Consider the following 22094-nt stretch of genomic DNA (forward strand, 5'->3'; position numbering starts at 1 on the left):
GCTCTCCTCGGGCGCCTTGGTGCTGCCCCTCGACCGAGCAGCGGTCCGGTCTCGTGACCGCATCAGGCCGCCACGTCGGCCGCATCGCCTTCGACTCGGAGATGGGTGATCGCATCCGCCTCGGTGAGCTGAGGCGCCAGATGCAGCGCCAGGCCGCGCGGGCCGAGGCGCATCAGGTCGGCGTTGAAGTCGTCGGCCAGCGGCACGAGCTCCCGCACCTCGGGGACGCCCGCGGCCTCGGCCCGGCCCCGGAGCGTCTCGTAGGCGCGCAGCCCCTCCGGATCGGCGTCCCGGGCGACGTAGAGGCGGCGCAGGCCGGAAGGGAAAAGGAGGGCCGCGAGATGGTTGGCGGACAGCGCGGCCACCGCCGGGATCGCCGGCAGCGTACGGCGCACCGACAGCACGGTCTCCAGCCCCTCGCCGGCCACCAGCACGCCCGGCACGGCGCCGGCGAAACGGACCCCGTGGCCGAGCAGGTGGCCGAGCGCCCGTCGCGGATCGGCAACGTCGGCCTTGCCGCTTCCATCCCGGGTAAGCCAGGTGCGAGCGACCCCGGTGACCGCCCCGCCCAGATCGGTAACGGCCGCCAGCAGGGCAGGGTGCTGAACCGTCGTGCCGTCCTTCAAGCGGTGGTAGCAGCGCGGGTGGTAGCGCAGGGCTGCCGAACCGAGCGCATGGCCGAGCCCGCGGCCGGCGAGGTAGGCGGCAACCGGCGTCCCCGCCAGGGGCCGGCCCATGCGAAACAGGCGCTGCGCGGCTCCTACGGCATCGCGATCTGCGTCCACGCCGGTCTCGCGCCGCGGCTCGCGGTTGGATACGGCCGGCCTGGGCAGACGCAGGAAGTCGCGCACCTCGTCCAGGGTCTCGCGCCAGTCTGCGTGGCGGCGGTTCAACCGGATTAGGTCAAGGAGGTCACCATGCTCGCCGTTGGCCGCGTCCGTCCACTTGCCGCGCCGGCCCTTTCCGGAGCCCGGCCCGGTCAAGCGCACGTAGAGCGAGGAGCCGGCGCTGTTATTGACGTCACCGACGAGCCAGTACCGGCCCTGGCGGCGGCCGTTGGACAGATAGTGGCGGCAGACGGCTTCGGCCTCCTCGCCGAGCCGACGAGCCAGCTCGGATATCTCGACGCGGTCCATCACGCGGCCTCCCGCTCGCCGATGCGGGCGATAGGGTGGGCCGCGAGGAGCCTCGCCAACACCGCCACCCCACCCGAGTCGACGGGCACGAAAAAGCGCAGGCGCCAGGAGATGATCTCGCCGAACAGGCCGTGGGCGCGCAACCGCTCGCGCATCGGCTCGGTGAAGCCGAGGAGCTCGATGCGGTGGGCGTTCATCACCCGCGCGCGGCGGAGCTGGAGTCCGTCGGCGAGATCGAGCATCGTGCGCCCCTCGACGAGGGCGGCGTGTGCCGCGTCGGCCGACAGGATGATCCCGCCCTCGTTCGCCAGCGCGGCTGCGGCCCAGGCCGGCGACACGCGCCGCCCGATGAGGCGCGCACCCGCGTCAATCTGGAGCCGGTACACCCGCGTCGACTCGGCCGGCAGCCGCTTCCAGATCGGCAACAGCAGGCCGGCGACCATGTGGAGGTTCGAGTCGGTGAAGGGCGGCACCTCGGCGAGTTCCGCCTCCCAAGTGGTGGCGAAGGCTTCCGGACCAGCCTCGATCCAGTGCGTCTCCGCCATCATCCGCTCCGGCAGGCGCTGCGTTTCCATCGGCCTTATTAGTCGTACCCGGCGCTCGATCGACCCGTCATCAAGCATCATGCCGGGCGACGGCACCTGCACGGCGGCACGGCCGGAGCGATCGTTGCGAAGGAGCCGCGCACGCGGGTCGTCCAAACGCTCGAGGGCCCCGGCCAGCGTCACCGGCCGGTTGCGATCGCGCCGGGTGATGGTCAGCAGCCGCGTCTCGGCGCCGGTGCCGGGATGGACGTGGATCACCTGAGTATCGGTAACGGTGAAGCTTTCGGCCTGCAACGTCTCCAACCCAACGTCGTAGCTGCCGCTGGCGATCGCCCCCTCGATCCGGGCGGCGAGCAATCCTTCGAACGCCTCGAACAGCACGCCCTGAAGCGCGATGGTCAGCGCCAGGAGACGGTTGAGGAAGGTGGTGATCGGCGGCAGCTCGTCGAGGAGGCCTCCGGTCTCGCCGGTCAGCTTCAAGCCCGTCGCTGCCTCGAAGGTGTCAAGCGAGCAGCCCTCGACCTTGCCGAGCACGAGCAGCCCGTAGAGTTGCCGCAGGGCGTCCCGCGCGTACACGCTCTCCAGGTTGTCCTCGGGCCGGAACAGGCCCTGACCGCCGGTCTGGCGGGCGCCGCGGGTGATCGCGCCGAGGGTGTCGAGCCGGCGGGCGATGGTCGAGAGGAAGCGCTTCTCCGCCTTCACATCCGTGGCCACCGGCCGAAACAGCGGCGGCTGTGCCTGGTTCGTGCGATTGGTGCGGCCGAGCCCCTGGATCGCTGCGTCCGCCTTCCAGCCCGGCTCGACCAGGTAATGCACCCGCAGCCGCTGGTTCTTCGCCGCCAGATCTGCATGGTACGATCGCCCGGTGCCGCCCGCATCCGAGAATACGAGGATGCGCTTCAGGTCGTCCATGAAGGCCGCGGTCTCCGCGAGGTTTGCGCCGCCCGCGCGGCTCTCGACGGCAAGGCGGTCGATGCCGTCCCCACCACGCTTCCTCACGATTCGGCGTGAGCGGCCCGTCACCTCCGCGACGTTCTCCGTGCCGAAGTGCTGCACGATCGCGTCGAGGGCGCCCGGCACGGCGTCGAGTGCGGCGAGCCGCTCGATCAGCGCGTCGCGCCTGGCCACCGCCTCGCGACACAAGACCGGCTGACCATCTCGCGTGACCGGCCGGGAGGAAAGGTTGCCCTCGCCGTCGGTGAAGGGCTCGTAGAGCTGCACCGGGAAGGCGTGCTGGAGGTAGCCCAGCACGTACCCCCGCGGGGTGACGTCGACGCGCACGTCGCTCCACTCCTCGGTCGGGATCTCGGCCAGGCGTCGCTCGGTCAGCGCCTCGCCGGTCGAGACGATCTGGATCACCGCGGCATGGCCCGCTGCCAGATCTCGCTCGATCGCCCGGATCAGGCTCGGGGTCTTCATGCTGGTCAGAAGATGACCGAAGAAGCGCTGCTTGGTCGACTCGAAGGCCGAACGCGCGGCGGACTTGGCCTGCCGGTTCAGCGTGCCCGAGGCCCCGGTGATGTTGGCCGCCCGCATCGCCGCGTCGAGATGGGTGTGGATGATCGCGAAGGCCCCGGCATAGGCGTCGTAGATCGCGGTCTGCTCAGGGGTCAGCGCGTGCTCGACCAGCTCGTAGGCGACGCCCTCGTAGGACAGCGAGCGGGCCGTATAGAGCCCAAGCGTGCGCAGATCGCGGGCCAGCACCTCCATCGCCGCGACGCCGCCGGCCTCGATCGCCTGGACGAACTCCGTTCGCGTGGCGAAAGGGAAGTCGCTACCGCCCCACAGGCCGAGGCGCGGGGCGTAGGCAAGGTTGTGCACCGTGGTCGCCCCCGTCGCCGAGACGTAGAGCACGCGGGCATCGGGAAGCGCGTGCTGGAGGCGCAAGCCGGCCCGGCCCTGCTGCGAGGCGGCGACGTCGCCGCGCTCGCCTTTTCCACCCGCGGCGTTCTGCATGGCGTGGCTCTCGTCGAAGACGATGACGCCATCGAAGCCAACGCCGAGCCAATCCACGATCTGGCGCACGCGCGAGATCTTCTCGCCGCGCTCGTCCGAGCGGAGCGTCGCGTAGGTGGTGAACAGGATGCCCTCTTGCAACGTGATCGGCTTGCCCTGCGTAAACCGCGACAGCGGCGTCACCAGGAGGCGCTCCTGACCCAGCGCCGACCAGTCCCGCTGTGCGTCCTCGATCAAGGTATCGGACTTCGAGACCCAGACCGCCTTGCGCCGGCCGGAGAGCCAATTGTCGAGCAGGATGCCGGCGACTTGACGGCCCTTGCCGGTACCGGTGCCGTCACCGAGCATGAAGCCGCGGCGGAAGCGTACCGCGTTCGCGGCGTCCGGTGCCGCGGTGACGGTGTCGAACGTCTGGTCGACCGTCCACGATCCGGCGAGATGTGCGGCGTGCGCCTCCCCGGCGTAGATCACGGTCTCGAGTTGCGCGTCGGAGAGTAGGCCGTCCGCGACCACGTTCGCCGGCGGCATCGGGCGATGCGAGGGCTTCGGCGGAGCGACCGAGGCCATCGCGGCAGACTGAACGAGCTTGGTCGGGTGCGGCTCGGCGCCAAGTATAAGGATCGTCTGGAGGGCGTAGGGCTCGTAGAGCGCTTCGGTCAGGCGGCCCCCTTCGGCGGGTTGCCAGTCCACCGTCTCGTATTCCAGCGAGACACCCTCAGGCTCGAACAACTTGGGGGCACGAGCGGGGGCGGTGGCGCGGGGGAGGGGAGTATGGACCGAACGTCCGACGGCGGGACGCACACCCCCGGCCGATTGGCGCGGTGAGGACGGCGGACCCTTAAGGGGCAGCCTTGGCGGCACGAACGCCACAATCCAGGCGAGCAGGGTAGCAACGTCCGGTGCCGTGCCGGCCGAAGCCGGGAAGAGGGAGGGATCCTCTGCCGGCCGCTTGTCGATGACGGTGAGCCGCGTGTCGATCGTCGTGCCGTGGCGGGCGTAGACGGTGCCGTCGACCGCCGCGGTGAACACGACGGTGCCCTGGGCTTGGAGCCGGACGAAAGCGTCGCGCCACGCGGGCGCCTCCGGCGAGAAGCCTGCGCCGGTGATCGCCACCAGCCGGCCGCCGGGCGCCAGGCGAGCCAGCGCCGAGCCGACGTGCCGAAGGGCGGCGTCCGACACGCGGCCCGAGACGTTGGCCAGCGCCGAGAACGGCGGGTTCATCAGCACGACGGTGGGTATGACGCTGGGATAGAGGTAATCGTCGATCTGTGCGGCGTCGAAGCGGGTGACGGGGATGGCCGGGAAGAGGGAGGCGAGGAGGCCGGCACGAGTCTCGGCGAGCTCGTTGAGCGTGAGCGCGCCGCCGGCGATCTCGGCCAGGATGGCGAGAAGGCCTGTGCCGGCGGAGGGCTCGAGCACCCGGTCGGCCGGTGTGATCGCTGCGGCGGTCAGCGCGGCGAGGCCGAGCGGGGAGGGGGTCGAGAACTGCTGGCGCGCCTGGGCCTCCTCGGAGCGGCGCGTGTGCGCTGGCAGTAGGCCGGCAATCTTCGATAGGAGGGACAGGCGGCCGGAAGGGGAGGGGGCCGCACGGAACAACGCCCGGCCGTACTTGCGAAGGAACAGAACGGTCGCGGCCTCGCCAGCCTCGTAGGCCAGCTTCCAATCCCAGGCGCCGTCCGCGTCGGAGGCACCGAAGGCGGCCTCCATGACATCGCGCAGGGTCGCGGCGTCGACGCGCTCGCCGCGCTCGAGACGGGGCAGGAGCAGGCTGGCGGCGACGAGGATAGCGGGTGCCGTGTCGGCGGCGGGGGCGCACGGGAGCGGCTGCGCGGCCGGGACCGCGGTAGGGGGAGTGATGGCGTTCATCAGCAGATCTCGGAAGAGCGGAACGGACCAAGCTCGGGCGGCGCTCTCTCTCGATCCGCACCGGCTCGATCCCGTCACGGCCTTCCTCTGCCTCCCTGCGCCGCGGCCGGATCGACGTGCAAAGGGCACTGCGCCGGATCGCGCGATGCCCTCGGAGAGGCGGTTGCTGAGGGACGTGCCGGCTCGTCCCATGCCCGCTGCCCTGTGCCTCTCAGGCCTCTCAGGCCGTAGCCTTGACGCTGCGCCACCACGCGATGCGTTCATCACGGCTGGCGTTGGCCAGCCGGCGCAGCAGGTCGCCGTGACAGGGCAGCGGCGCGCAGAAGCAGACGAGGTCGCGCTTCCGCAGCTCGTCGAGCGCCCGCAGCAGATCGTGCCGGTCCGCCAGCCAGCGCTCGTGCTTCGCGATCACCGTCGCCCGGTCGCTGTCGCGCCCGATTACGAACGGATTGCCCCATTTCGAGCCGCGGCCGATGTAGACCGCGCCCGGTGTCATACCGGCGTGACGCTTGTTCAGAACCCGGCCCATCATTGCGTCTCCCGATCGCTGAGAGCGCCCAGGCGGACGCGGTCGAGCGGCGGTGGTCACGCGAGCCTGGGGGCGAAGCGGAAACGGCTTGTCCGTTGACCTCCGCCGCGGCGCGGCCATGCGGGGAAGCGGAAGCGATCAGGAGAGGAGGCGCGCAGCGTGGCGCCGAACGCGCGGCAGGGAGCCAGGGAAGGGGCGAGGCGCCGGCCCTCCTCCAGGGAAGCATTCCATCTTGGCCGAAGCGGAACCGCCCCGGCATAGTCCGCAACCAGCGTGGTTCGGCCCCGCCCGGCTTCGACCGGGCGGGGCGTCGTGAGGCGGCTCAGTCCCGGCGGCCATTGGGCCGGGACCAGATCAGCGAGTAGCCCTCGCCGTCCTCGTCGTCGAAGAGGTTGGCGTAGATCGGCGCGGTGAAACTCGGATCGTCCAGCTTCAGGCTGAGGTACTCGCGGCCCTCGTTCGAGCGCTTGGACCACGCCGCCCCGATCTCAGCCCGGCCGACGTAGACTCGGTGACTGGGGGCATTCTCGCCGGTGGCGCGCGGGTCCTGGACGATGCGGACGTTCCGGGCTTGAACCGAGAGGGTGACGATCTGGCCAGTGAAGCCGTCTTCGATCTTGGTGAAGCTGCCGATGGTCGCCATTGGGTATCTCCGTGTCCTGTTCCGAGCCCGCGACCACCGCGGCCTCGATGGCGATCGTTGAGGCCGGAGGCGACCGGCGCCGCACCTCGCGCAGCAGGCCGAAGCGTCAGCGGAGGACGGCGGACGGGCGGGTTTGTTGTCCCGCGAGGAATGCGAAGCGTCAGCGCAGCAGGGGAAGAAACTAGACCGGCAGCCGTTGCGGCAAGCCGGGCGAGGCGTCAGCCGGCCCCGGCCAGATCAGGCCATGAGAGAGGCCACGCGGTCAGCGGGCGGCGACAGGTGCGTCACGGAGATTTCGGCGGCACACGGCTTCAGCGACGCCCAAGACAGGAGTATGGTCCGATCAACCCTCGGTCGGACACGTTCTGTGATCGGCATCCGGGACTGAGACCGTGACACGGCGTCTTGTTTTGCCACCTTTATGGTGTCAAGATCGGGTGGAATGGAGAAGCGGCGTCCGACCTACGACCTCGACGCGGTGAAGCAGGTCCTCGGGTCGGCCCGAACGCTGGCGATCACCACCTCAGCGCTGCGCGATGCGACGGCTTTCGGATTCGACCGCCACGGCGTCTCAGCGACGATCCTGGACCTCGAGCGGAGGATGTTCGTGAAGTCGATGACCACGTACGCCGACCATCGCGTCTGGCAGGACGTCTAGCACGGCCCGGCGGCCGGGCTGGTGCTCTCCCTGAAGGTCCAGGCGGACGTGGTCACGGAGTTTCGGGTCATGTCGTTCAAGGAGAGATGAGGATGCCGCCGGACGCGCTGCCCGAGACGATGCCGTCGCCGGAGACCGGCCAGGTGCTGATGCGCGGCGTGCGCCCGTTCACCGTCGCCTACAAGGGCGAGACCCTTACGGTCGACCTGCAGGGCTACTACCCGGAAGGGGAGGGGGAGGGAGTGCATGTCGGCGACGACATGGCCTTGGTCGACGGCGCGCTACGCAGCCTGAAGGAGAAGGTCGACGGCGTGCCGACACCGGCAACGATCCGCCGGGTCCGGACGAAGCTGAAGCTCTCTCAACGAGAGGCGGGGGCGTTGCTGCGAGTCGGCGAGAGCGCCTTCGACAAGTACGAGCGGGGACTTGTGGAGCCGAGCGGGCCGACGATCCAGCTCATCCGGGTCCTGGATCGGCATCCCGAACTCGCCGAAGAGCTCCGGCAGGGAGACGCCCGATGCCGACTTTGCCGAAGGACGAGCTGCTGCAGCACGGTCCGGAGCTGCCGATGGCCGAGCGGGTTCGGCGCTATCAGCACAACATCCGCACGATTCGGTCATCCGGCTGCGCCGTGCCGAGCTCGGCCTATGTCGACACGCTCGACCCGGTCGCGATCGAGATGTGGTTCCTCGACAGCGCGGAGCGGCGCCATCGGCTGAAGGCCGCAGTCCAGGCCCTCCGCCTCGCTGCCGCCGGACTCCGAGGCAGGCTGAGCCGCCGTCCGTTTCGGCCAAGCCTTCGTAGGAGAGGGCCGGGCCGTCGCGCGGCCCTGCGCCCCCTCGCGGTCGGTCAGACTGCGTGCGGATCGAACTCCAGGATGATGTAGGAAGAATCGCCGTCGAATTCGTCGGAGGGGATGACGCCGTAGCCGCCGTCCGTCTGGAACAGGATTACGCAGACCATCAAGGTGCGCGCGAGGTGGTAGGCGTGGCTTCGGGCGAGGATGAGATCGTGCGCCATGGTCCGGCTCCCGTCTTTCGGCGGGGCCATCCCCGCTCGACGGGCGCCCAATGTGTCCGGACGCGGCCGCGATCACCGTGAAGGCGAAGCCACAGCGGCCGCACGCCTCGGCGTAGCGGACCCCTTGCGGGTTGATCGTGGAAGGCTGCGGGAGTGACCAAGGAATTGCGCCGATGAGAGTGGGGTGGTCCCTGGCGCGAGCGGTGTATGATCTGTGCTGGTGTCGACTCTTGACCCGGTGACCCATCCTCGACGGTCGATCTGGTTGGTCCGCACGGCAAAACCGCGGACTTCAAAGGGAGGACCGCTGACCTCGTCAGCCGTAGCGCGATCCTTCGTGAGCGGTGTCGAAGCGACGGAGCGATCGAATCGAGATGGAAGCGAATGAGACCGTGGGCTGGGCAGCCGAGACCGTAACGGCCTACGTGGCGCACAACCGCCAACTGGCTGCCGAGCTTCCCGGTCATCCCCGCCGCGCTCGCCGGGCTCAGCCGGGCGGTGGTGTCCGTCGAACCCAGAGTCGAAAAAATGCACGCCGGCCCAGATCGGCCGCTCGATCACGATCGAGGCGCTGATCAGCTCATCGGACGCTGCGGCGCCATCTCGCCGGGAAGAGCCTCTCGATGTCGACTGCACCCAGGCGGCACGATCGCCGGAAGGAAGCCGCAGCATGAGGCGTCCGTAGCTCTCCCCGCGCGGCTCCGGGCATGTGCCCGAAGCCGGATGTCCAGTCTGGTGTGGTTCCTACTCAGCCGCGATGCCGTAGGTGTCGCTCGCAGGATCGTCCTGCTCCGACCCGGTCTCGACAGAGAGGAAGGGCGGTAATGCGTCGGCCTCCTCCGACCCGCCGGCATCCTCGTTCCGCCCTTCGGCCGGGTCCGCCTCGCCGTCGCCGGGCTCGAGGCGCAGCGGCTCGGGCAGCCAGCCGGTGTCCGCGAGAAGGCGCTCGGCCTCCTTCGCCATCTCGCCTTTCTTCAGATGGTCGATGAGCTGCGCCGCCCGCTCGCCTGCCCCCTCGCGAACCGCTTCCAGGATACGCGCCTTGGTGACGCGCCCAAGATAGTTCGCCACGGTGGGCCGCCAACCGGAGGACACCATGTCGAGGTCCATCGCCCGCGCCAGCCGGTCGGCCTGGGCGAGGCGAACCCGCAGCCCGTGCTCCGAGACACCCATCCCGCCATAGGGGTTCGGCTTCTCGTGCAGCGCGTTGATGCCGAAGCTGACGCAATGCGCGAGCAATGCCATTCGGCTCGCCTCGTCGAGGGCACCCAGCCAGTCCCAGAGCGCATCGTCGTCCTCGGGCAGCTCGGCCTTCCAGCCCGCGTGCCGCTCGGCCACCGCGCGTGCGCAGCCGCTGTCGTTCAGGTCCTCGGCTTGCGCGGGGAAGTGGATCTGCCGGACCGAGGCCTCCAGGCAACCCTGCGCCGATCGGAAGCGGAAGGTGTCGAGCACCAGCTTGTGCAGCAGCGCCGTCAGCGCGACCTGCGGACGGTTCGCCACCGCGTCGCGCAGCGCCAGCGTGCGGTGCGCCGTGAGCTCCCCTAACAGCCGGTCGGGCAGCGGCCGGATGCCGTCCTCCTCCAGCTCGGGCTCGGCCGGCGCACCGCCGATCGTGATGACCGCCCGCTGCACCGCCGGCTGAGACATCGCATCATCCCGGCCGCGCTCGCCATCCGTTGTCTCGTCTTCGCCCTCCGATTTCGATACGGCCGGCGCCTCGTCCTCAGGCCGGACATAGCCTCGCTCGACCCGGAGCCGGCCGTCATGACCGAGGCCGACGAAGGCGCCGGCGCGGTCGATCTCGGTCGGATCGTAGCGCAGCGGGCGGTTCGCCAGTTCCTCCAGCGCCGCCTCGATCTCGCCGAGCCGGTCGTCGACCGCTTCCGGCATCTCGTCGTGAGCCTCATGCTCGGCGATGAGCCGCTCCTGCTCGGCGGTGAGTGCGTCGATCGTCGCCTGCTCAGCCTCGCTCACTTCGACGGGTTCGCCGTCCATCCGACGCAGGCCGAACTGATGGCCGTAGGGGAAGCTCATCGCCACCTCGATCCACTTCCAGCCCTCAGCCGCAATCCCCTCGGCCTCGGCCTTCAGCTTGTCGGCCACGAGGCGGTCGAGCAGGGCAACGTCCTGGAGCCAACCGCCGGCGTCGGACTGGAACAGGTCGCGCAGCATGGTTCCGCCGGCCGCCTCGTAGGCCTCCATCCCGACGAACACGACCCGCTTGTCCGACGCCGCCACCGCCTTCTCGGTGAGCAGGCGCCGGATCTGATAGGGCTCCTTCGACCAGGAATTCCGCACCGCCTCCCAGACCTGTTCCTGGCGGGCGTGGTCCTCCGTGATGGCGAAGGCCATGAGCTGCTCGAGCGTCATGCCCTCAGTGGCGTAGACCTCAAGCAGCACGCCTGAGACCGCGGCGAGGCGCAGCCGCTGTTTGACCACGTGGACCGGCACGAAGAAGGCCGCGGCGACCGCCTCCTCGGTCATGCCCTTCTCGCGCATCGCCTGGAAGGCTCGGAACTGGTCGAGGGGGTGGAGCGGCGCCCGCTCGATGTTCTCGGCCAGCGAGATCTCCTCGATGAGGACGCCGCTACCCGGGTCCGAGACCACGCACGGCACCGGCGCGGTCTTCACCAGCCGCTTCTGCCTCACCAGGAGTTCCAGCGCCCGGTAGCGGCGGCCGCCGGCCGGCACCTCATACATCCCGGTCTCCCGGCCCTCGCCGTCGAGCACAGGCCGGACGTGCAGGCTCTGGATCAGGCCGCGCCGGGCGATCGACTCGGCCAGCTCCTCGACCGGCACGCCGGCCTTCACGCGCCGGACGTTGGCCTGGCACAGCACCAGCTTGTTGAAGGGGATCGGCCGGGCCGGGGCGAGAATGATTTTTTGGGGTGTATTCGTCATCGTCATGTCTCCGCGACGGGGGCCGAGAGCCTCTCTCTCGACCTTCAGATCCGTCGCGAAGCGGCGCACCGCTCTCTTCCTCTCCAGGCTCGCGCAAGCTCTACCAGACGGCGCGGCGGGCCATCTCCTCCTCGACGCCGTGCTGACCGGCGGCGATCGTCTCCGCGAAGAGCGGCAGGGTCTCGCGTTCGAGGAGCTGCCTACGCAGGAAGGCCGCGCGCTTCCGCGAGGTCTCACTATAGGGTTTGGGTCGGGGCGTGCGGCGGAAGCGCATCACGCAGCCTCCATCGCGGCCGGTGGCGCGTCATCGCCGTCCTTGTCCGAGGCAGGCGGCTCCGCATCCGGCAGGCGACCGAGCAGCCAGTCGGCGGCCTTGCTGGCCTGCGCGGCGGCGCGCACGATCGCCCGCTCGTCCCCGGACAGGACCTCGAGCCAGGAGCCGATGTAGTCGGCGTGGCGCACCGTTGGCACGATGCCGAGGCTGGCGCAGACGAAGGCAGCGGAAATCTCCGCCACGAGCTCCTCACGCGCGTAGCAGGCACCGCCGCGCGGGCCCTTCGTCTCCCGGGCGAGGCGCGAAGCATGACCCGTCGCGTGGGACAGTTCATGGGCGGCGGTCCGGTGGAAATTCACCAGCTCGTGGAAAGCTTCCGGCGGGGGCAGCACGACCACGTCGTCGGCCGGGCGGTAGAAGGCCATGCCGCCGCCGATCCGAATAGTGACGCCAGAGGCCTCCATCAGAGCACGGAAGCGCGGCAAGACGAGTTCCTCGCGCGGCGGGGGCAGCGGGGCGGTGAGAGCCTCGGGCAGTCCCTCGACCTGGGCGACGTTGAATACGGTGAAGCGCTTCAAGAAAGCGATCTGCCGGGCTTCGTCGCCGTCGCGGTCGGCGCGCTTGCGCTCGTCCTGCGGCGTGAAGCGGTCGGCGTAGACGACCGCGGTGCCGCGCTCGCCCCTACGCACGCAGCCCCCGAGGCCGAGGGCTTGGCGGAAGGTCAGCCAGCGCTGGGTCGAGTAGCCGGCCTCGATGCCGGCAGCCCAGAGCAGCATGACGTTGATGCCGGAATAGGCGCGGGCCGTGGCCGCGTTACGGGGCATGGCCACAGTGGCGGTGCCGGGGTCGGTGCTCCAGGGCTGGACCCAGGGCACGCAGCCGGCCTCGAGCTGCGCGATGATGCGGTCGGTGATTTCGCGGTAGAGGTTGACCCGCTCGGTCGGGGCCCGGCGGGCTGCAGCGTGTCTGGCCATCGGAAAAACCTTCGCGACGGGCGCCGGAGCCTCTCTCCGATCGATCCTCCCGTCACGAAGCCCCTGCCTTCCTCCGACTCTGGGATGGGCCGTGCGCCCCCGGTCCTGGTTTCAAGTTCGCCGCCATCGATCGGAGAGCCCGCACCTCGCGGCCGGGCTACCGTGGTCGTGCGGCGCGAAAGGCGGCCGCCTCGATGGGCTCGACGTCGCACAGCTCGACGAACACGACCTTTTCCGAGCGCTCGGCGCCGATCAGGTCGAGATTGACGTAGGCGTGATCGGCGAAGGCCGGGCGGCACAGGCGCCAGACGACGCCGGTGTGGCCGACGCGCCGTCCGGCGTCGCCATCGAGCGTCAGCGGCGCGCCGGCGATCCGCACCGGCTGCCCGACGCGCAGCCAGTTCGCGGCGCTCACGATCAAGGCCGCCTTCTCGGCCTCAGTTAAGCTGCCGCGCGTTGTGCGGGCGAACGGCGTCTGCGGGTCGGCCGCGAGCCGCAGCGCCTGTTTTTCCGGCGGCAGACCGTGGAACATCTCCACCTCGTATTCCGGCGTCCCGGTCTCGGGTGCCGTCATCTTCGGCGAGGGGCGGAACACCTCGACGACAGGCGCGCCGAACAGATCGGGCTGGATGCCGATCAGCGCCCGCTTGTACTGCGCCTGACGGTACTCGGCCCACGAGCGCGCATCGGTGCCCGACCGGAAGCGCTCCACGTCCTGGCGAACGAGATGGGATTTTCTGGGTTTCGTCGCCATGGCCTTGGCATTCGCCTGTCGATGTGGCGCGCTCGATTGGGGTGCGTGCGCGGGAAGCGTCGGGCGCCGGCGGCTCTCTCCGGCATCCGCCCCCGTCACGGGGCTCTTGACCTCCCCTGGCTCTCGGACGGTCTCGGCCGCGACGACCGCCGAGGGGGCTTCGCTCCCTGCTTGGCCATGCTAGCGTGGCCGGACCGTGCCGATCCGTCCCGAACACCGCCACTTCTACCCGATCGACTGGCCGCAGCTCTCGGCCGCGATCCGCTTCGGGCGGGGCGGCGGGCGCTGCGAGGCCTGCGGACGGCCGCACGGGCAGGTCATCGTCTGTCTCGACGCGGGGACATGGTACGACGCCGAGGCCGAGGTCTGGCGCAACGGTCGCGGCCTGCCGCTGCGGCGATCGCCCGGGTTGGCCGCCCTGGCCGGGGCGCGGCTGACCCAGCCGATCCTGGCGACCTGCCACCGCGGGCACGACACCAGCCGCAACAGCGACCGGGATCTCGCGGCATGGTGCCAGCGCTGTCATCTGATCCACGACCGGCCCGGACACCTGCGGCGGCGCCGGCTGACCTACCTGCGGCGTCGTGCGCTCGGCGACCTGTTCCTCGGCCCTACCCGACCCAGTAGGGGCGGCGGCGCGCACGGTTCCAGGTGCGCCAACGCGCGCGGGATCGTTGCCTTCAGGGACGAAACCCGCAGGAGTTCGGGGCGCGCAGCGCGTAGAGCCCGGTCCTGCAGGGAGGTGGCGACACAACGGCGCCGGACGAGCCTATGCCATACCGTTCATCGTCATCACCCCCATCGAGCACGCCCTCCATCATCTTCAGTAGGAGAGGGGGGGGCAGTTTGAAGTTTGCCAGGAGGTTTCATCTCAATTTTGCGTCTCAAGTCGCTATTCGCATAAGATATCTTATGGAACTATAGCCTGTCTTATCAATCCACCAAAGCCCAGGACAGGAATTATCATTATGAAACATTCAGCTTTGCCCCAGGGGGTAATCTGTCTTGTGCGGCTGCCGATGCAGAAGGGCAGGGCGCTTTCGTCGGATTTATGGAGCGCCCTCCCCTCCCCCGGCGGCCTTTAAACGATCGTCGGGCAAGCGTGTGTCGGTCATGCGCTCCAACGCTGTCACGAGACTCTGCGCCACGGGCGACCATCGGTTGAACGCGGCACGGGAGCGCGTCGAATGTTCGAACGTCTCGTTGACTCGCGCGAGGTCGCCCAGGTTTCGCGCCAGGATTGGAAGCTCCGCATCGCCAACCGTCGCGGTCGCCTCGATGTAGGCGGCAAGCGTGAGAAGCCCTTCGATCGCGACGGGAATGCCATCGGAATTGAACCCATTGGTCGCCGTACGCAGCTCTGCCAGCGAGCGCCGCCATTCGCGAACGGCGCTCGCCTGGGCGTCGCCCCGCACGGCCTTGTGCACGAGGGCGTCCGCAAGGAGGTGAAGCCGCTCCGGAGCTTGGTCGAGCCATCGATCGACGATCGGCATCGCGACCTGCGTGGGCGATCGGGATATCGTTCGCGCGTCGGCGGCGATGGTGGTGATCCGACCTGGCCGATAGCCGAGCTCTTCACAAATCTCTCGTTGCAGGAAGCGCAACTCGGCGATGTTGATCGGCCACCAGCGCTCGAATTCCTGCGCCCGGTAGAAGGCGATCGCATCGACGGCGATGCGGCCGGCGTCTGCGTCCCTTCGACGAAACTCGATGAGGCAGAAGGATGCAAACTCCTCGCCCGCGCCGTTCGGTGCGAAGTCACGGAACGGGTCGACGAGAACGGCGATTGCCCTGGTGCTCGGCTTCGTCCTGAGGAGCGCGATGATGCGCGCGATCTGGTCGATCTTGCCGCCGTATCGCCGCAGACGTGCGCCATGGAGGTAGGGGATGCGCGGTTCCAGCTGCGATCGGTCCAGTTGCCACCACTCGACCAATTCGCGCAGCCACGCTTGTCGCTCGTCACCTTGCAGGTCGTCCGGAACGGCATAGGCGCTGGGCAACGGCAACGTCTTGCCGTCGTCGTCGGGCAGATCGAGGTGGACGATCAGGATGCCCCGCTTCGCGTTCGTCCCGGCGATGGCAAGAGCGCGCGCGTAGACCTCGTCGAGGTCCGTTCCCTCGACGATCACAGGCGCGCCGGGCGAGACAAGGACGGTCTCAGCGGGGCGGACGCCCGTCGTCCAGAGCCGGCGGATGGTTGGTGCCGGCCGCAGGTCTTCGGCACCCGATCGCGGAAGCGGGATCGCTTCGATCTTCACCTCGGGCGTGTGGGGGAGGCCGTCGAGCGTGATGAGCCGGACCGCGTCCGTCTCGCGTCCGACCTCGAAGGTCGCGCCGGAGATGACGAGGACGCGATGCATGTCATCGGCATCGCCGGCGTAGATGTGGTCGAAATAGGTGGCATGCTCGTGCTTGTGCCCGTGGATGACCAAGCCGATGCCGCTACCGCGCAGGAAAGCGCGAACCTGTTCGAGGTTCGACATATCTGCGAAAGGCTTCAACTCCTCCCGCAGGCTGGGCGAGCGGAGATGGTGGTGCATCACCGCGATACGCAACTGGCGGCCGCGATCCGGCTGAGGCGTCGAGGCGACGAGCGCCCGCAAGGCCTCAAGTTGGTGTTCCGATACGCGGGCCATGTCGTACCGAGCCAGAGCCTGGAGCTGTGACCGCAACTGCGCCGCCACGGTCGCATCGCCCGGCTCAAGCGTCTCGGGAATCGTGTTCCAATGGCTCCGCAGCGGCTCGGGCAGAACTGAGCTGACGTGCGACCAGTTGCTGGTGTTGATCGGGAACACCGCCCAGCTACGGTCGGCGGCGACCAGCCGATGCCGTCCCGGCTCCGCGATCGCCGGCCAGCCGTCGATGCCGTCGAGCCACGGCACGACGCAGCCCGCAGCGCTCCAGACGCGGACGAAATCCTCGTAGCGTTCGGCGGTGCCGGGATCGGCGTCGCGCGGCACGTCGTGATTGCCTGGGACAGAGACGATGTGGTCGGACGCAACGCCGAGATGTTCTGCGATCAGCTTGAAGACGAGCTCATGGCCACCCGCTACGCCTTTGCTCTGCGCGTCACCCGAGAAGAACACGCCGTCGAGCGTGCGGCTGTCTCTGGTCAACCGTTCGGCCAAGCGTCGGAACAGAAGCTCGAGCGGCCCTTCGCGGGTAGCGGCAAGGAGGCCCCCGACGTCGACCTTCCGGTCATCCCGTTCGAACGGAGCGCCGGATGCGGACACATGAGCATCGGTGATGTGAAGGAAGGTCGCGCGGTCAGCCATATCCTTGTTTAGCCAGCCGCGCCGCTGCTGAACACACTCAACCGGTGACCGTGTCGAGGGAGGGGACGAGCCAGAAGCACCAAAGCAAGTGGCTTGCCGTTATGCCCTTGCATGTCGGCAAATCCGACATTACGTTGGTTGCAAGTGCTTGAAAGGGACGCTATGACCACCGCTACGCTCGCGCCACCCATTTCGGCTCCGACCGTAGCACCCTTCCCTTCGGCAGCGGTCGCGAAGGATTTGCGCAGCGAGTTAATCGAGGTGGTCAAGGGCGAGGCCTCGATCAAAGGTGTCGCTTTGCCGCCAACATTGGCGGCGATCGGGAGCACTTCGTTCCAGATCGACTCTTTAGTGGTGGTGTCGATCCTGTGCGTCGTCGAGCCGATCCTCGGCATCGAGCTCCAGGACGGCGTGGTGCGGACAGGCGGCTATGGCTCGGTCGATCAAGCGCTGGCGCATCTGCTGCCGAAGATCGAGGCCTGTTGGAAGAAGCGCACAGGAGGCAAGTGATGACCCGAGCCGCGATCCAGCAAGACGATGACGACGCCGAGCGTCGCCGGCTTGGCGAAAGGCTTCGCGAAGCCCGCAAATATCTTGGCCTGAAGCAGGAGGAGGTCGCGACTTATCTCAAGATCCCGCGCACCGCGCTGACCGACATCGAGAATGGCCAGCGGCGGGTGGAAGCGATCGAGCTGACGCGCTTGGCTAAGCTCTATCGGCAGCCGGCCGCATTCTTCACGGGAGAGGACGAGGCGGCGGCCTTGCCCGTCGATGTCGCGCATCTTGCCCGTCGGGCCGCCGCGCTGTCGATGCAGGATCGTGACGAGCTCGGCCGCTTCGCGGATTATCTGCGGACGCGCGCGCAAACCGCTCAGGGCTGACGCGCATGGCCGCCGCCGATTATGCCGGCGCAGTGCGGGCCGGGACCATGGCGGCCGCGCGCCTCCATCAAACGCTCGACATGCGTGGCATGGTTGAGGCGCGTGGAGGATCCGTCGATATCTTCGGCGCGATCCAGGCGCTCGATCTGCCGCTGCTGCTGCGCCCTCTGCAAGGGTTGCTCGGCGCCTATCTCAGCGATCCCGCGCCGGGCATTCTCGTCACGACGCAGCGATCGATGGCAATCCAGCGGTTCACCGCCGCGCACGAACTCGGCCACTACGCCATGAAGCATCTGCCGAGCCTCGACGACGAGAGCATCCTGCGGCGCATGCCGATGACAGGTGCACCAGCGGAAGACTTCCAGGAAGTCGAGGCCGACGCCTTCGCGGTCGGATTCATGATGCCGCGCTGGCTGATCCAATGGCACGCCGCGCGCCAGGGCTGGACGGTGGACGACTTTCGGCGACCGAACCGGGTGTATCAGCTCGCTCTGCGGCTCGGTGCCAGCTACGAGGCTACATGCTGGACGCTCGTGCGCCACCGGATGATTGCGGCGGCCTTGGCACGCGAGCTTCAGCAGACGCAGCCGCGCGAGCTGAAGGTCGCGTTGCTGCAGGACTATCGACCCCAGGATTATCGGGGCGATGTCTGGCTGCTGACCGAGCGCGACGCCGGCACTCGCATCGATGGGAGCCGAAACGACCTCTTCGTGCTTCGTCTCAAGGAGCATAGCGGGGGCGGCTATCTCTGGAACATCGAGCAGCTTGCGGCGAGCGGTTTTGCGGTCGTTCGCGATGCAACGGAAGCCATTGACAGCGATGGTATCGGCGGCCCTGTCATCCGTTACGTGACCGCGGCGCCCGAGGACGGCGGCCGCGGATCGCTGCAGCTCGACGAGCGCCGGCCCTGGGAACCCGATCCGCCGCTGTCCCGGTTGCAGCTCGACTTCGATCTGACGGGACCGGAGGAGGAAGGCCTCTCGCGGGCCGAGCGGCGGAGGCTGCTCGAAGCCGCATGACCTCCGTGACCATCCTCAAGGACTTGCGGTCCGAATTCGGAGCGGCCCGCAACCAGGGATCGCGCCCGACCTGCCTCGCCTTCGCGGCGAGCGACGCGCACGCCGCGTTGCGGCCGGGGTGGTCGCCGCTATCATGCGAGTTCGCCTTCTACCACGCGCAGCAGCGCGCAGGACGATCGCCTGACCAGGGCGCAACGCTGTCGGCGATGCTGGCGACGCTGCGTCAGGAGGGGCAGCCGGAGGAGATTGGGTGGCCGTATCTCGGGGCGCCCCCTACCGATTCCGCTCTGTGGTCACCGCCTGCGGCGGTCGGCCCGCGCTTTGGACGGGCCGGCGCACCTCATGCTCACGCCGTCGATGCGATCGTTGCCGAGCTCGACGCGGAGCGTCCGGTTATCCTACTGCTGAAGCTGTCGCGATCCTTCTACATGCCGACGCCTGAAGGGGTGATTCAGCCGGCGCCTGGCGAAACGCCTGAGCCCGCGCGGCGGCACGCCGTGGTCGCGGTCGGTCACGGCACGGTTCAGGGGGCGCGGGCGATCCTCGTGCGCAACAGCTGGGGACCAGGATGGGGCATCGGCGGCCATGGCTGGTTGACCGAAGGGTTCATCGCGCCGCGCCTGTTCGCGGCCGCGCTGCTTACGGAGGATGTCGATGTATCTGCCCGTCCCCTCGCAGCCTGACTGCGCGAGCGCCTGGCGCGAAGCGGTGCGCGCCGTCGACGCCCTACGCGACCACGAAGCCTATAACGTGATCCTCGACATTGACGATCCGACGGCGGCGTCGACGATCGCGCATCCGGGCGTGGCGGCCGTGAACGGCTTCCTCACCGACCGCGCAAAACCGATCGACACGGTCGCGAACACGATCTTTCCGACTTCGCTGTACCTGCGGCACGGCGCGCCGGCATTCTTCGACGTGTTCAATGAGCGGGTCTTGCCGAAAGTGCGCCGCGGCGGTCGGTGGTCCGGCTACTATTTCGAGCGGATGATCGCCTACCAGGGAACCGCGGGCGCTCCGCCCAACCAGCTCTGGGACATCGTCGAGCGGATGAACGACGACAGCGTGCGGGCACTCAACAAGTTCGAGCTCTCGCTGTTCGATCCCATCCGCGACGTCGACAACTCCGTCTACGGCGGTCAGTGCCTGAGCTTCATGAGCTTCAAGATCGTTCCTGGTTCACCGCGCAAGGTGACGCTCACGGCTCAGTACCGGAACCACTATTATGTCGAGAAGCTGCTCGGAAATCTGATCGGCTTGGGCCGCCTCATGGCCTTCGTTGCCCGCGAGACCGGGCTGGAGGTCGGTCCACTGACCGTGGTGTCGACCCACGCGAAGATCGACCAGCCTGGCGGCGCCACGCGCGGGGAGATCAAGGCTCTCCTCGCGCAGTTCGATCAGGCCATCGCCCCGCTCGCGGCCTGAGATGCCAGAAAGGGTAGCTCCGGAGCGGGATCGTCTTCATCCAACCCGTAGATCGCATGCACGCCAGCGATGAACTCCGATTGCCCGCCATAGCTCGGGTGGCGGACCGTCATCACCGGGATTTCGATCCCGGAAAGTGCCAAGCCGGCATCGCGCCCGATCGCCACGATCCGACGCGGCGCGATCATCGCGATGAGCGCGGTCAGAAAGGGCCAAGTGGCGTCTCGCTCGGCGCGAGTGTGGCAACGGTTGGAAAGAGGATCGTCCGGCTCGTGTGGATGCAGCGGGAAGATGTTCCAGAGGACGGCCGGCGCCTCGATGTGCGAGAGAACCCGCCAGACCGCCGCGGCCGTGCGCTCGGCGACGACGGGGCCGCGCGTCGCGCGGTCGAGCGCGATCCCGCCGAGGAGCGCGCTCGCGGACGTCAGGTGAACCTCGTCGGTGAGTGGCACGCCGGTTCGGCGACCACCGCGATAGCCGAGATCACGGGCGATCCAGATCGTGTCGACCTTCGACTCGATCGACGCTTCCAGGCAATGAACCAGATTGCGCTTGCGGATGTGCGCACCGTCATCACGGTCGTGGAGGATGCAGTGATCGCGATAGGGGTTGAACACCGACTTGAGCGCCGTGTCGGCGAGAGCGTCGGCAAAGGTGCGAGGCGTCTTCACGAAAGCGGCTCGATCGTCATTTGATGCTTGTCCAGGTCGAGAATGAGACGTCCGCGCCGGTGCTCGCGCAGAAAGCGGAACGCCGCGTAGCCTTGAAGGATGGCTTCTTCCCAAAGCCATAACGGGCATCGCTCGGCCTCGTAGCCCGCCACGAACTGACGGACGTGCTTCAGGAGGTCGAACGGCAGGTCGCCCGGCTTCATACCGGCAAACAGGTCGAGTTCAATTGCTTGGCCGAAGATCCAGGTGGTGATCCCCTCCTCGATCAGCGTCGCGCGGGCGCCATCCTGCGCCTCATCGACCTTCGGGGCGGATTTCCGTTTCAGGCGGAAGAGCGCGCGGGTGACGGGCGACCAGCCCAGCACGGCGACGTAGGCGTAGTGGAAGGCATCGTGGAACCGGTAGTCGTCGGCGGCCATCGCGTTGTCGGTCAGCCGATCGCCGATGTTGATGCCGTTGCAGCGCTGGAAGACGAAGGTGCGCCCTCGAACCTGCCGCTCGAAGATCTCGATGGTGACCTTGCGTGGCAGGCGCTCCTCCGGCTCCGCGTTCGCGTCAAGAGGTGCCGGATATTGCCGCTCACGCGGCCAGCGGTCGGCGATCTTGGCGAGGTTCTTGACCGCCGCCGCCTCGAGTGTGACACCGGCCTCGTTGGCCGCTTGGATCAGCGTCCGTGCGATGATCGCCAAACGGCTACTCGGAAGGTTATCGCGCTCCTCCGTGCCTCGCTCCTGGAGATCCATCACGAGGAGCCCAATTTCGCCCGCCAGCTTCAGCAGCGTGCGCTCGAAAGCGATCGTCGGCTCATTCGCCCGGGGCATGATGTCGGGCTGCAAGGCCGCCAGCGTGATCGTGCCGCTGGCGCCGATCATGGCTGCAGCCTCGATGAAGACGTCGGACAAACGAACGTTCACACGGGACGCCACCGCCGCCAGATACCAGAGGACATCGCCGAGCTCCTCGACGACGGCGCCCGCGTAGCCACGGTAAGAGGCACGATCGCGCTGCTTTTTCTTGACCTCGCTAAGGAGGCTCCCTGTCTCGCCGAAGAGACCGAGGAGCGGGAAGGCTAGGGAACCGCCGTCACTGTGCTGGTCGGTGAGCGCCGCCTGAGCCGCGTAGTCCGCGATGGTGAGGGGAGCGAAGGCCTCATCGGTCATGCAACAAACGCTCGCTTGGTTACGATTTCTCCGGCTCCGACATCGCCGACGCCAACGCTGTTACCTATTCGCCCCTGGCAACCGTTGCCTTCGCCAGCCTCGACGTTTGCAGACACATCGGCCGGGCGTCAACGTCTGGTCTCCTGCCGGTCCAGTTCGACGCAACCTGTGGCAATCAGGTGATGCCGCCGGGCATGGCACACCTTTGCCCTCACTAGTCAGACGAAGGGATCTGATTCCAGGAAAATGCTGGCGGGATCGCCGTCGAACTCGATCCCCTGATGACGTTCCGGATCGCCGGACGGACGTGTGTGGATGCCCCCTGTTTGGCAAGCATGATCTTTGAGATTTCGGCGGGGTCTTCGATCGGACGTGTGTCAGGCCTCACAATGTGGCCTTCGATGACG

20 protein-coding genes and 1 pseudogene are annotated in these 22094 nt (G+C 68.3%); 8 read left to right on the top strand and 13 right to left on the bottom strand.

The window, feature by feature from the left end:
- Positions 1–62 precede the first annotated feature (62 nt).
- From MET9862_RS17830 to MET9862_RS17845, 4 genes are all read right to left on the bottom strand, one after another.
- Positions 63–1136, bottom strand: a complete 1074-nt coding sequence (locus MET9862_RS17830) for a DUF7146 domain-containing protein (RefSeq protein WP_142584247.1) — start codon at positions 1134–1136, stop codon at positions 63–65.
- The gene (locus MET9862_RS17835) at positions 1136–5503 is read right to left on the bottom strand and encodes a strawberry notch family protein (protein ID WP_142584248.1); all 4368 of its coding nucleotides are present in this window, start codon (positions 5501–5503) and stop codon (positions 1136–1138) included. Before MET9862_RS17835 ends, MET9862_RS17830 begins: the two co-directional genes overlap by 1 nt.
- Positions 5504–5723: 220 nt before the next feature.
- Entirely contained in the window at positions 5724–6032 is a 309-nt protein-coding gene (locus MET9862_RS17840; protein ID WP_142584249.1) for a DUF4326 domain-containing protein, read from the bottom strand.
- Between the two features lie 322 nt (positions 6033–6354).
- Positions 6355–6675, bottom strand: a complete 321-nt coding sequence (locus MET9862_RS17845) for a DUF736 domain-containing protein (protein WP_142584250.1) — start codon at positions 6673–6675, stop codon at positions 6355–6357.
- Between the two features lie 442 nt (positions 6676–7117).
- On the opposite strand from MET9862_RS17845, the gene MET9862_RS17850 reads away from it, so the two are divergent.
- On the top strand, positions 7118–7333 hold the full coding sequence (locus MET9862_RS17850) for a type II toxin-antitoxin system MqsR family toxin (protein WP_244612773.1): 216 nt from the start codon (positions 7118–7120) through the stop codon (positions 7331–7333).
- A gap of 92 nt (positions 7334–7425) precedes the next feature.
- Positions 7426–8052, top strand: coding sequence for a type II toxin-antitoxin system MqsA family antitoxin (locus tag MET9862_RS30165; protein WP_244612774.1), 627 nt, complete (start codon positions 7426–7428; stop codon positions 8050–8052).
- Between the two features lie 130 nt (positions 8053–8182).
- Here MET9862_RS30165 and MET9862_RS29480 read toward each other — a convergent pair whose 3' ends face one another.
- The 5 genes from MET9862_RS29480 to MET9862_RS17875 form a co-directional block, all read right to left on the bottom strand.
- A complete protein-coding gene (locus MET9862_RS29480; RefSeq protein ID WP_185156914.1) occupies positions 8183–8353 on the bottom strand; it encodes a hypothetical protein in 171 nt (56 codons plus the stop codon).
- 744 nt (positions 8354–9097) lie between these two features.
- Positions 9098–11254, bottom strand: a complete 2157-nt coding sequence (locus tag MET9862_RS17865; RefSeq protein WP_142584251.1) for a ParB/RepB/Spo0J family partition protein — start codon at positions 11252–11254, stop codon at positions 9098–9100.
- 100 nt (positions 11255–11354) lie between these two features.
- Entirely contained in the window at positions 11355–11528 is a 174-nt protein-coding gene (locus MET9862_RS29485; protein ID WP_185156918.1) for a hypothetical protein, read from the bottom strand.
- The gene (locus MET9862_RS17870; RefSeq protein WP_142584252.1) at positions 11528–12502 is read right to left on the bottom strand and encodes an ArdC family protein; all 975 of its coding nucleotides are present in this window, start codon (positions 12500–12502) and stop codon (positions 11528–11530) included. The genes MET9862_RS29485 and MET9862_RS17870 overlap by 1 nt, the downstream gene beginning before the upstream one ends.
- Before the next feature lie 157 nt (positions 12503–12659).
- Positions 12660–13256, bottom strand: a complete 597-nt coding sequence (locus tag MET9862_RS17875) for a hypothetical protein (protein ID WP_244612775.1) — start codon at positions 13254–13256, stop codon at positions 12660–12662.
- Between the two features lie 196 nt (positions 13257–13452).
- Here MET9862_RS17875 and MET9862_RS30170 point away from each other — a divergent pair.
- Positions 13453–13869: pseudogene (locus tag MET9862_RS30170) on the top strand (hypothetical protein); the annotation flags it as partial.
- A 436-nt stretch (positions 13870–14305) separates the two neighbouring features.
- Here the strand turns inward: MET9862_RS30170 and MET9862_RS17885 are convergent.
- Positions 14306–16531: a metallophosphoesterase gene (locus tag MET9862_RS17885; protein ID WP_142584253.1), complete on the bottom strand. Its 2226-nt coding sequence runs from the start codon at positions 16529–16531 to the stop codon at positions 14306–14308.
- Positions 16532–16693: 162 nt separating this feature from the next.
- On the opposite strand from MET9862_RS17885, the gene MET9862_RS17890 reads away from it, so the two are divergent.
- The 5 genes from MET9862_RS17890 to MET9862_RS17910 are packed head-to-tail and all read left to right on the top strand — an operon-like array spanning position 16694 to position 19856.
- Positions 16694–17041 carry a hypothetical protein gene (locus MET9862_RS17890; RefSeq protein WP_142584254.1) on the top strand — a complete coding sequence of 116 codons (348 nt, stop codon included), beginning with the start codon at positions 16694–16696 and terminating at the stop codon, positions 17039–17041.
- Complete coding sequence (locus MET9862_RS17895) at positions 17041–17412, top strand: helix-turn-helix domain-containing protein (protein ID WP_053608733.1); 372 nt, start codon at positions 17041–17043, stop codon at positions 17410–17412. The genes MET9862_RS17890 and MET9862_RS17895 overlap by 1 nt, the downstream gene beginning before the upstream one ends.
- A 5-nt stretch (positions 17413–17417) precedes the next feature.
- Positions 17418–18431 carry an ImmA/IrrE family metallo-endopeptidase gene (locus tag MET9862_RS17900; RefSeq protein ID WP_185156915.1) on the top strand — a complete coding sequence of 338 codons (1014 nt, stop codon included), beginning with the start codon at positions 17418–17420 and terminating at the stop codon, positions 18429–18431.
- Positions 18428–19114, top strand: coding sequence for a C1 family peptidase (locus MET9862_RS17905; protein ID WP_142584255.1), 687 nt, complete (start codon positions 18428–18430; stop codon positions 19112–19114). Before MET9862_RS17900 ends, MET9862_RS17905 begins: the two co-directional genes overlap by 4 nt.
- Complete coding sequence (locus MET9862_RS17910; RefSeq protein WP_142584256.1) at positions 19086–19856, top strand: thymidylate synthase family protein; 771 nt, start codon at positions 19086–19088, stop codon at positions 19854–19856. Before MET9862_RS17905 ends, MET9862_RS17910 begins: the two co-directional genes overlap by 29 nt.
- On the opposite strand, the gene MET9862_RS17915 is transcribed toward MET9862_RS17910, so the two are convergent.
- From MET9862_RS17915 to MET9862_RS29830, 3 genes are all read right to left on the bottom strand, one after another.
- Positions 19829–20527, bottom strand: coding sequence for a uracil-DNA glycosylase (locus tag MET9862_RS17915; RefSeq protein WP_185156916.1), 699 nt, complete (start codon positions 20525–20527; stop codon positions 19829–19831). The genes MET9862_RS17910 and MET9862_RS17915 overlap by 28 nt on opposite strands.
- On the bottom strand, positions 20524–21687 hold the full coding sequence (locus MET9862_RS17920; protein WP_142584257.1) for a nucleoside triphosphate pyrophosphohydrolase family protein: 1164 nt from the start codon (positions 21685–21687) through the stop codon (positions 20524–20526). Before MET9862_RS17920 ends, MET9862_RS17915 begins: the two co-directional genes overlap by 4 nt.
- 214 nt (positions 21688–21901) lie before the next feature.
- On the bottom strand, positions 21902–22094 hold a 193-nt coding region (locus MET9862_RS29830), incomplete at its 5' end, for a hypothetical protein (RefSeq protein WP_210248117.1).

Origin of the sequence: Methylobacterium symbioticum (assembly GCF_902141845.1) — a bacterium.
GTDB lineage: Bacteria > Pseudomonadota > Alphaproteobacteria > Rhizobiales > Beijerinckiaceae > Methylobacterium > Methylobacterium symbioticum.

Coding starts and splice junctions, on each gene's coding strand:
- MET9862_RS17830 (WP_142584247.1), bottom strand. CDS start 1,136: ATGGACCGCGTCGAGATATCCGAGCTGGCTCGTCGGCTCGGCGAGGAG.
- MET9862_RS17835 (WP_142584248.1), bottom strand. CDS start 5,503: ATGAACGCCATCACTCCCCCTACCGCGGTCCCGGCCGCGCAGCCGCTC.
- MET9862_RS17840 (WP_142584249.1), bottom strand. CDS start 6,032: ATGGGCCGGGTTCTGAACAAGCGTCACGCCGGTATGACACCGGGCGCG.
- MET9862_RS17845 (WP_142584250.1), bottom strand. CDS start 6,675: ATGGCGACCATCGGCAGCTTCACCAAGATCGAAGACGGCTTCACTGGC.
- MET9862_RS17850 (WP_244612773.1), top strand. CDS start 7,118: ATGGAGAAGCGGCGTCCGACCTACGACCTCGACGCGGTGAAGCAGGTC.
- MET9862_RS30165 (WP_244612774.1), top strand. CDS start 7,426: ATGCCGCCGGACGCGCTGCCCGAGACGATGCCGTCGCCGGAGACCGGC.
- MET9862_RS29480 (WP_185156914.1), bottom strand. CDS start 8,353: ATGGCGCACGATCTCATCCTCGCCCGAAGCCACGCCTACCACCTCGCG.
- MET9862_RS17865 (WP_142584251.1), bottom strand. CDS start 11,254: ATGACGAATACACCCCAAAAAATCATTCTCGCCCCGGCCCGGCCGATC.
- MET9862_RS29485 (WP_185156918.1), bottom strand. CDS start 11,528: ATGCGCTTCCGCCGCACGCCCCGACCCAAACCCTATAGTGAGACCTCG.
- MET9862_RS17870 (WP_142584252.1), bottom strand. CDS start 12,502: ATGGCCAGACACGCTGCAGCCCGCCGGGCCCCGACCGAGCGGGTCAAC.
- MET9862_RS17875 (WP_244612775.1), bottom strand. CDS start 13,256: ATGGCGACGAAACCCAGAAAATCCCATCTCGTTCGCCAGGACGTGGAG.
- MET9862_RS17885 (WP_142584253.1), bottom strand. CDS start 16,531: ATGGCTGACCGCGCGACCTTCCTTCACATCACCGATGCTCATGTGTCC.
- MET9862_RS17890 (WP_142584254.1), top strand. CDS start 16,694: ATGACCACCGCTACGCTCGCGCCACCCATTTCGGCTCCGACCGTAGCA.
- MET9862_RS17895 (WP_053608733.1), top strand. CDS start 17,041: ATGACCCGAGCCGCGATCCAGCAAGACGATGACGACGCCGAGCGTCGC.
- MET9862_RS17900 (WP_185156915.1), top strand. CDS start 17,418: ATGGCCGCCGCCGATTATGCCGGCGCAGTGCGGGCCGGGACCATGGCG.
- MET9862_RS17905 (WP_142584255.1), top strand. CDS start 18,428: ATGACCTCCGTGACCATCCTCAAGGACTTGCGGTCCGAATTCGGAGCG.
- MET9862_RS17910 (WP_142584256.1), top strand. CDS start 19,086: ATGTATCTGCCCGTCCCCTCGCAGCCTGACTGCGCGAGCGCCTGGCGC.
- MET9862_RS17920 (WP_142584257.1), bottom strand. CDS start 21,687: ATGACCGATGAGGCCTTCGCTCCCCTCACCATCGCGGACTACGCGGCT.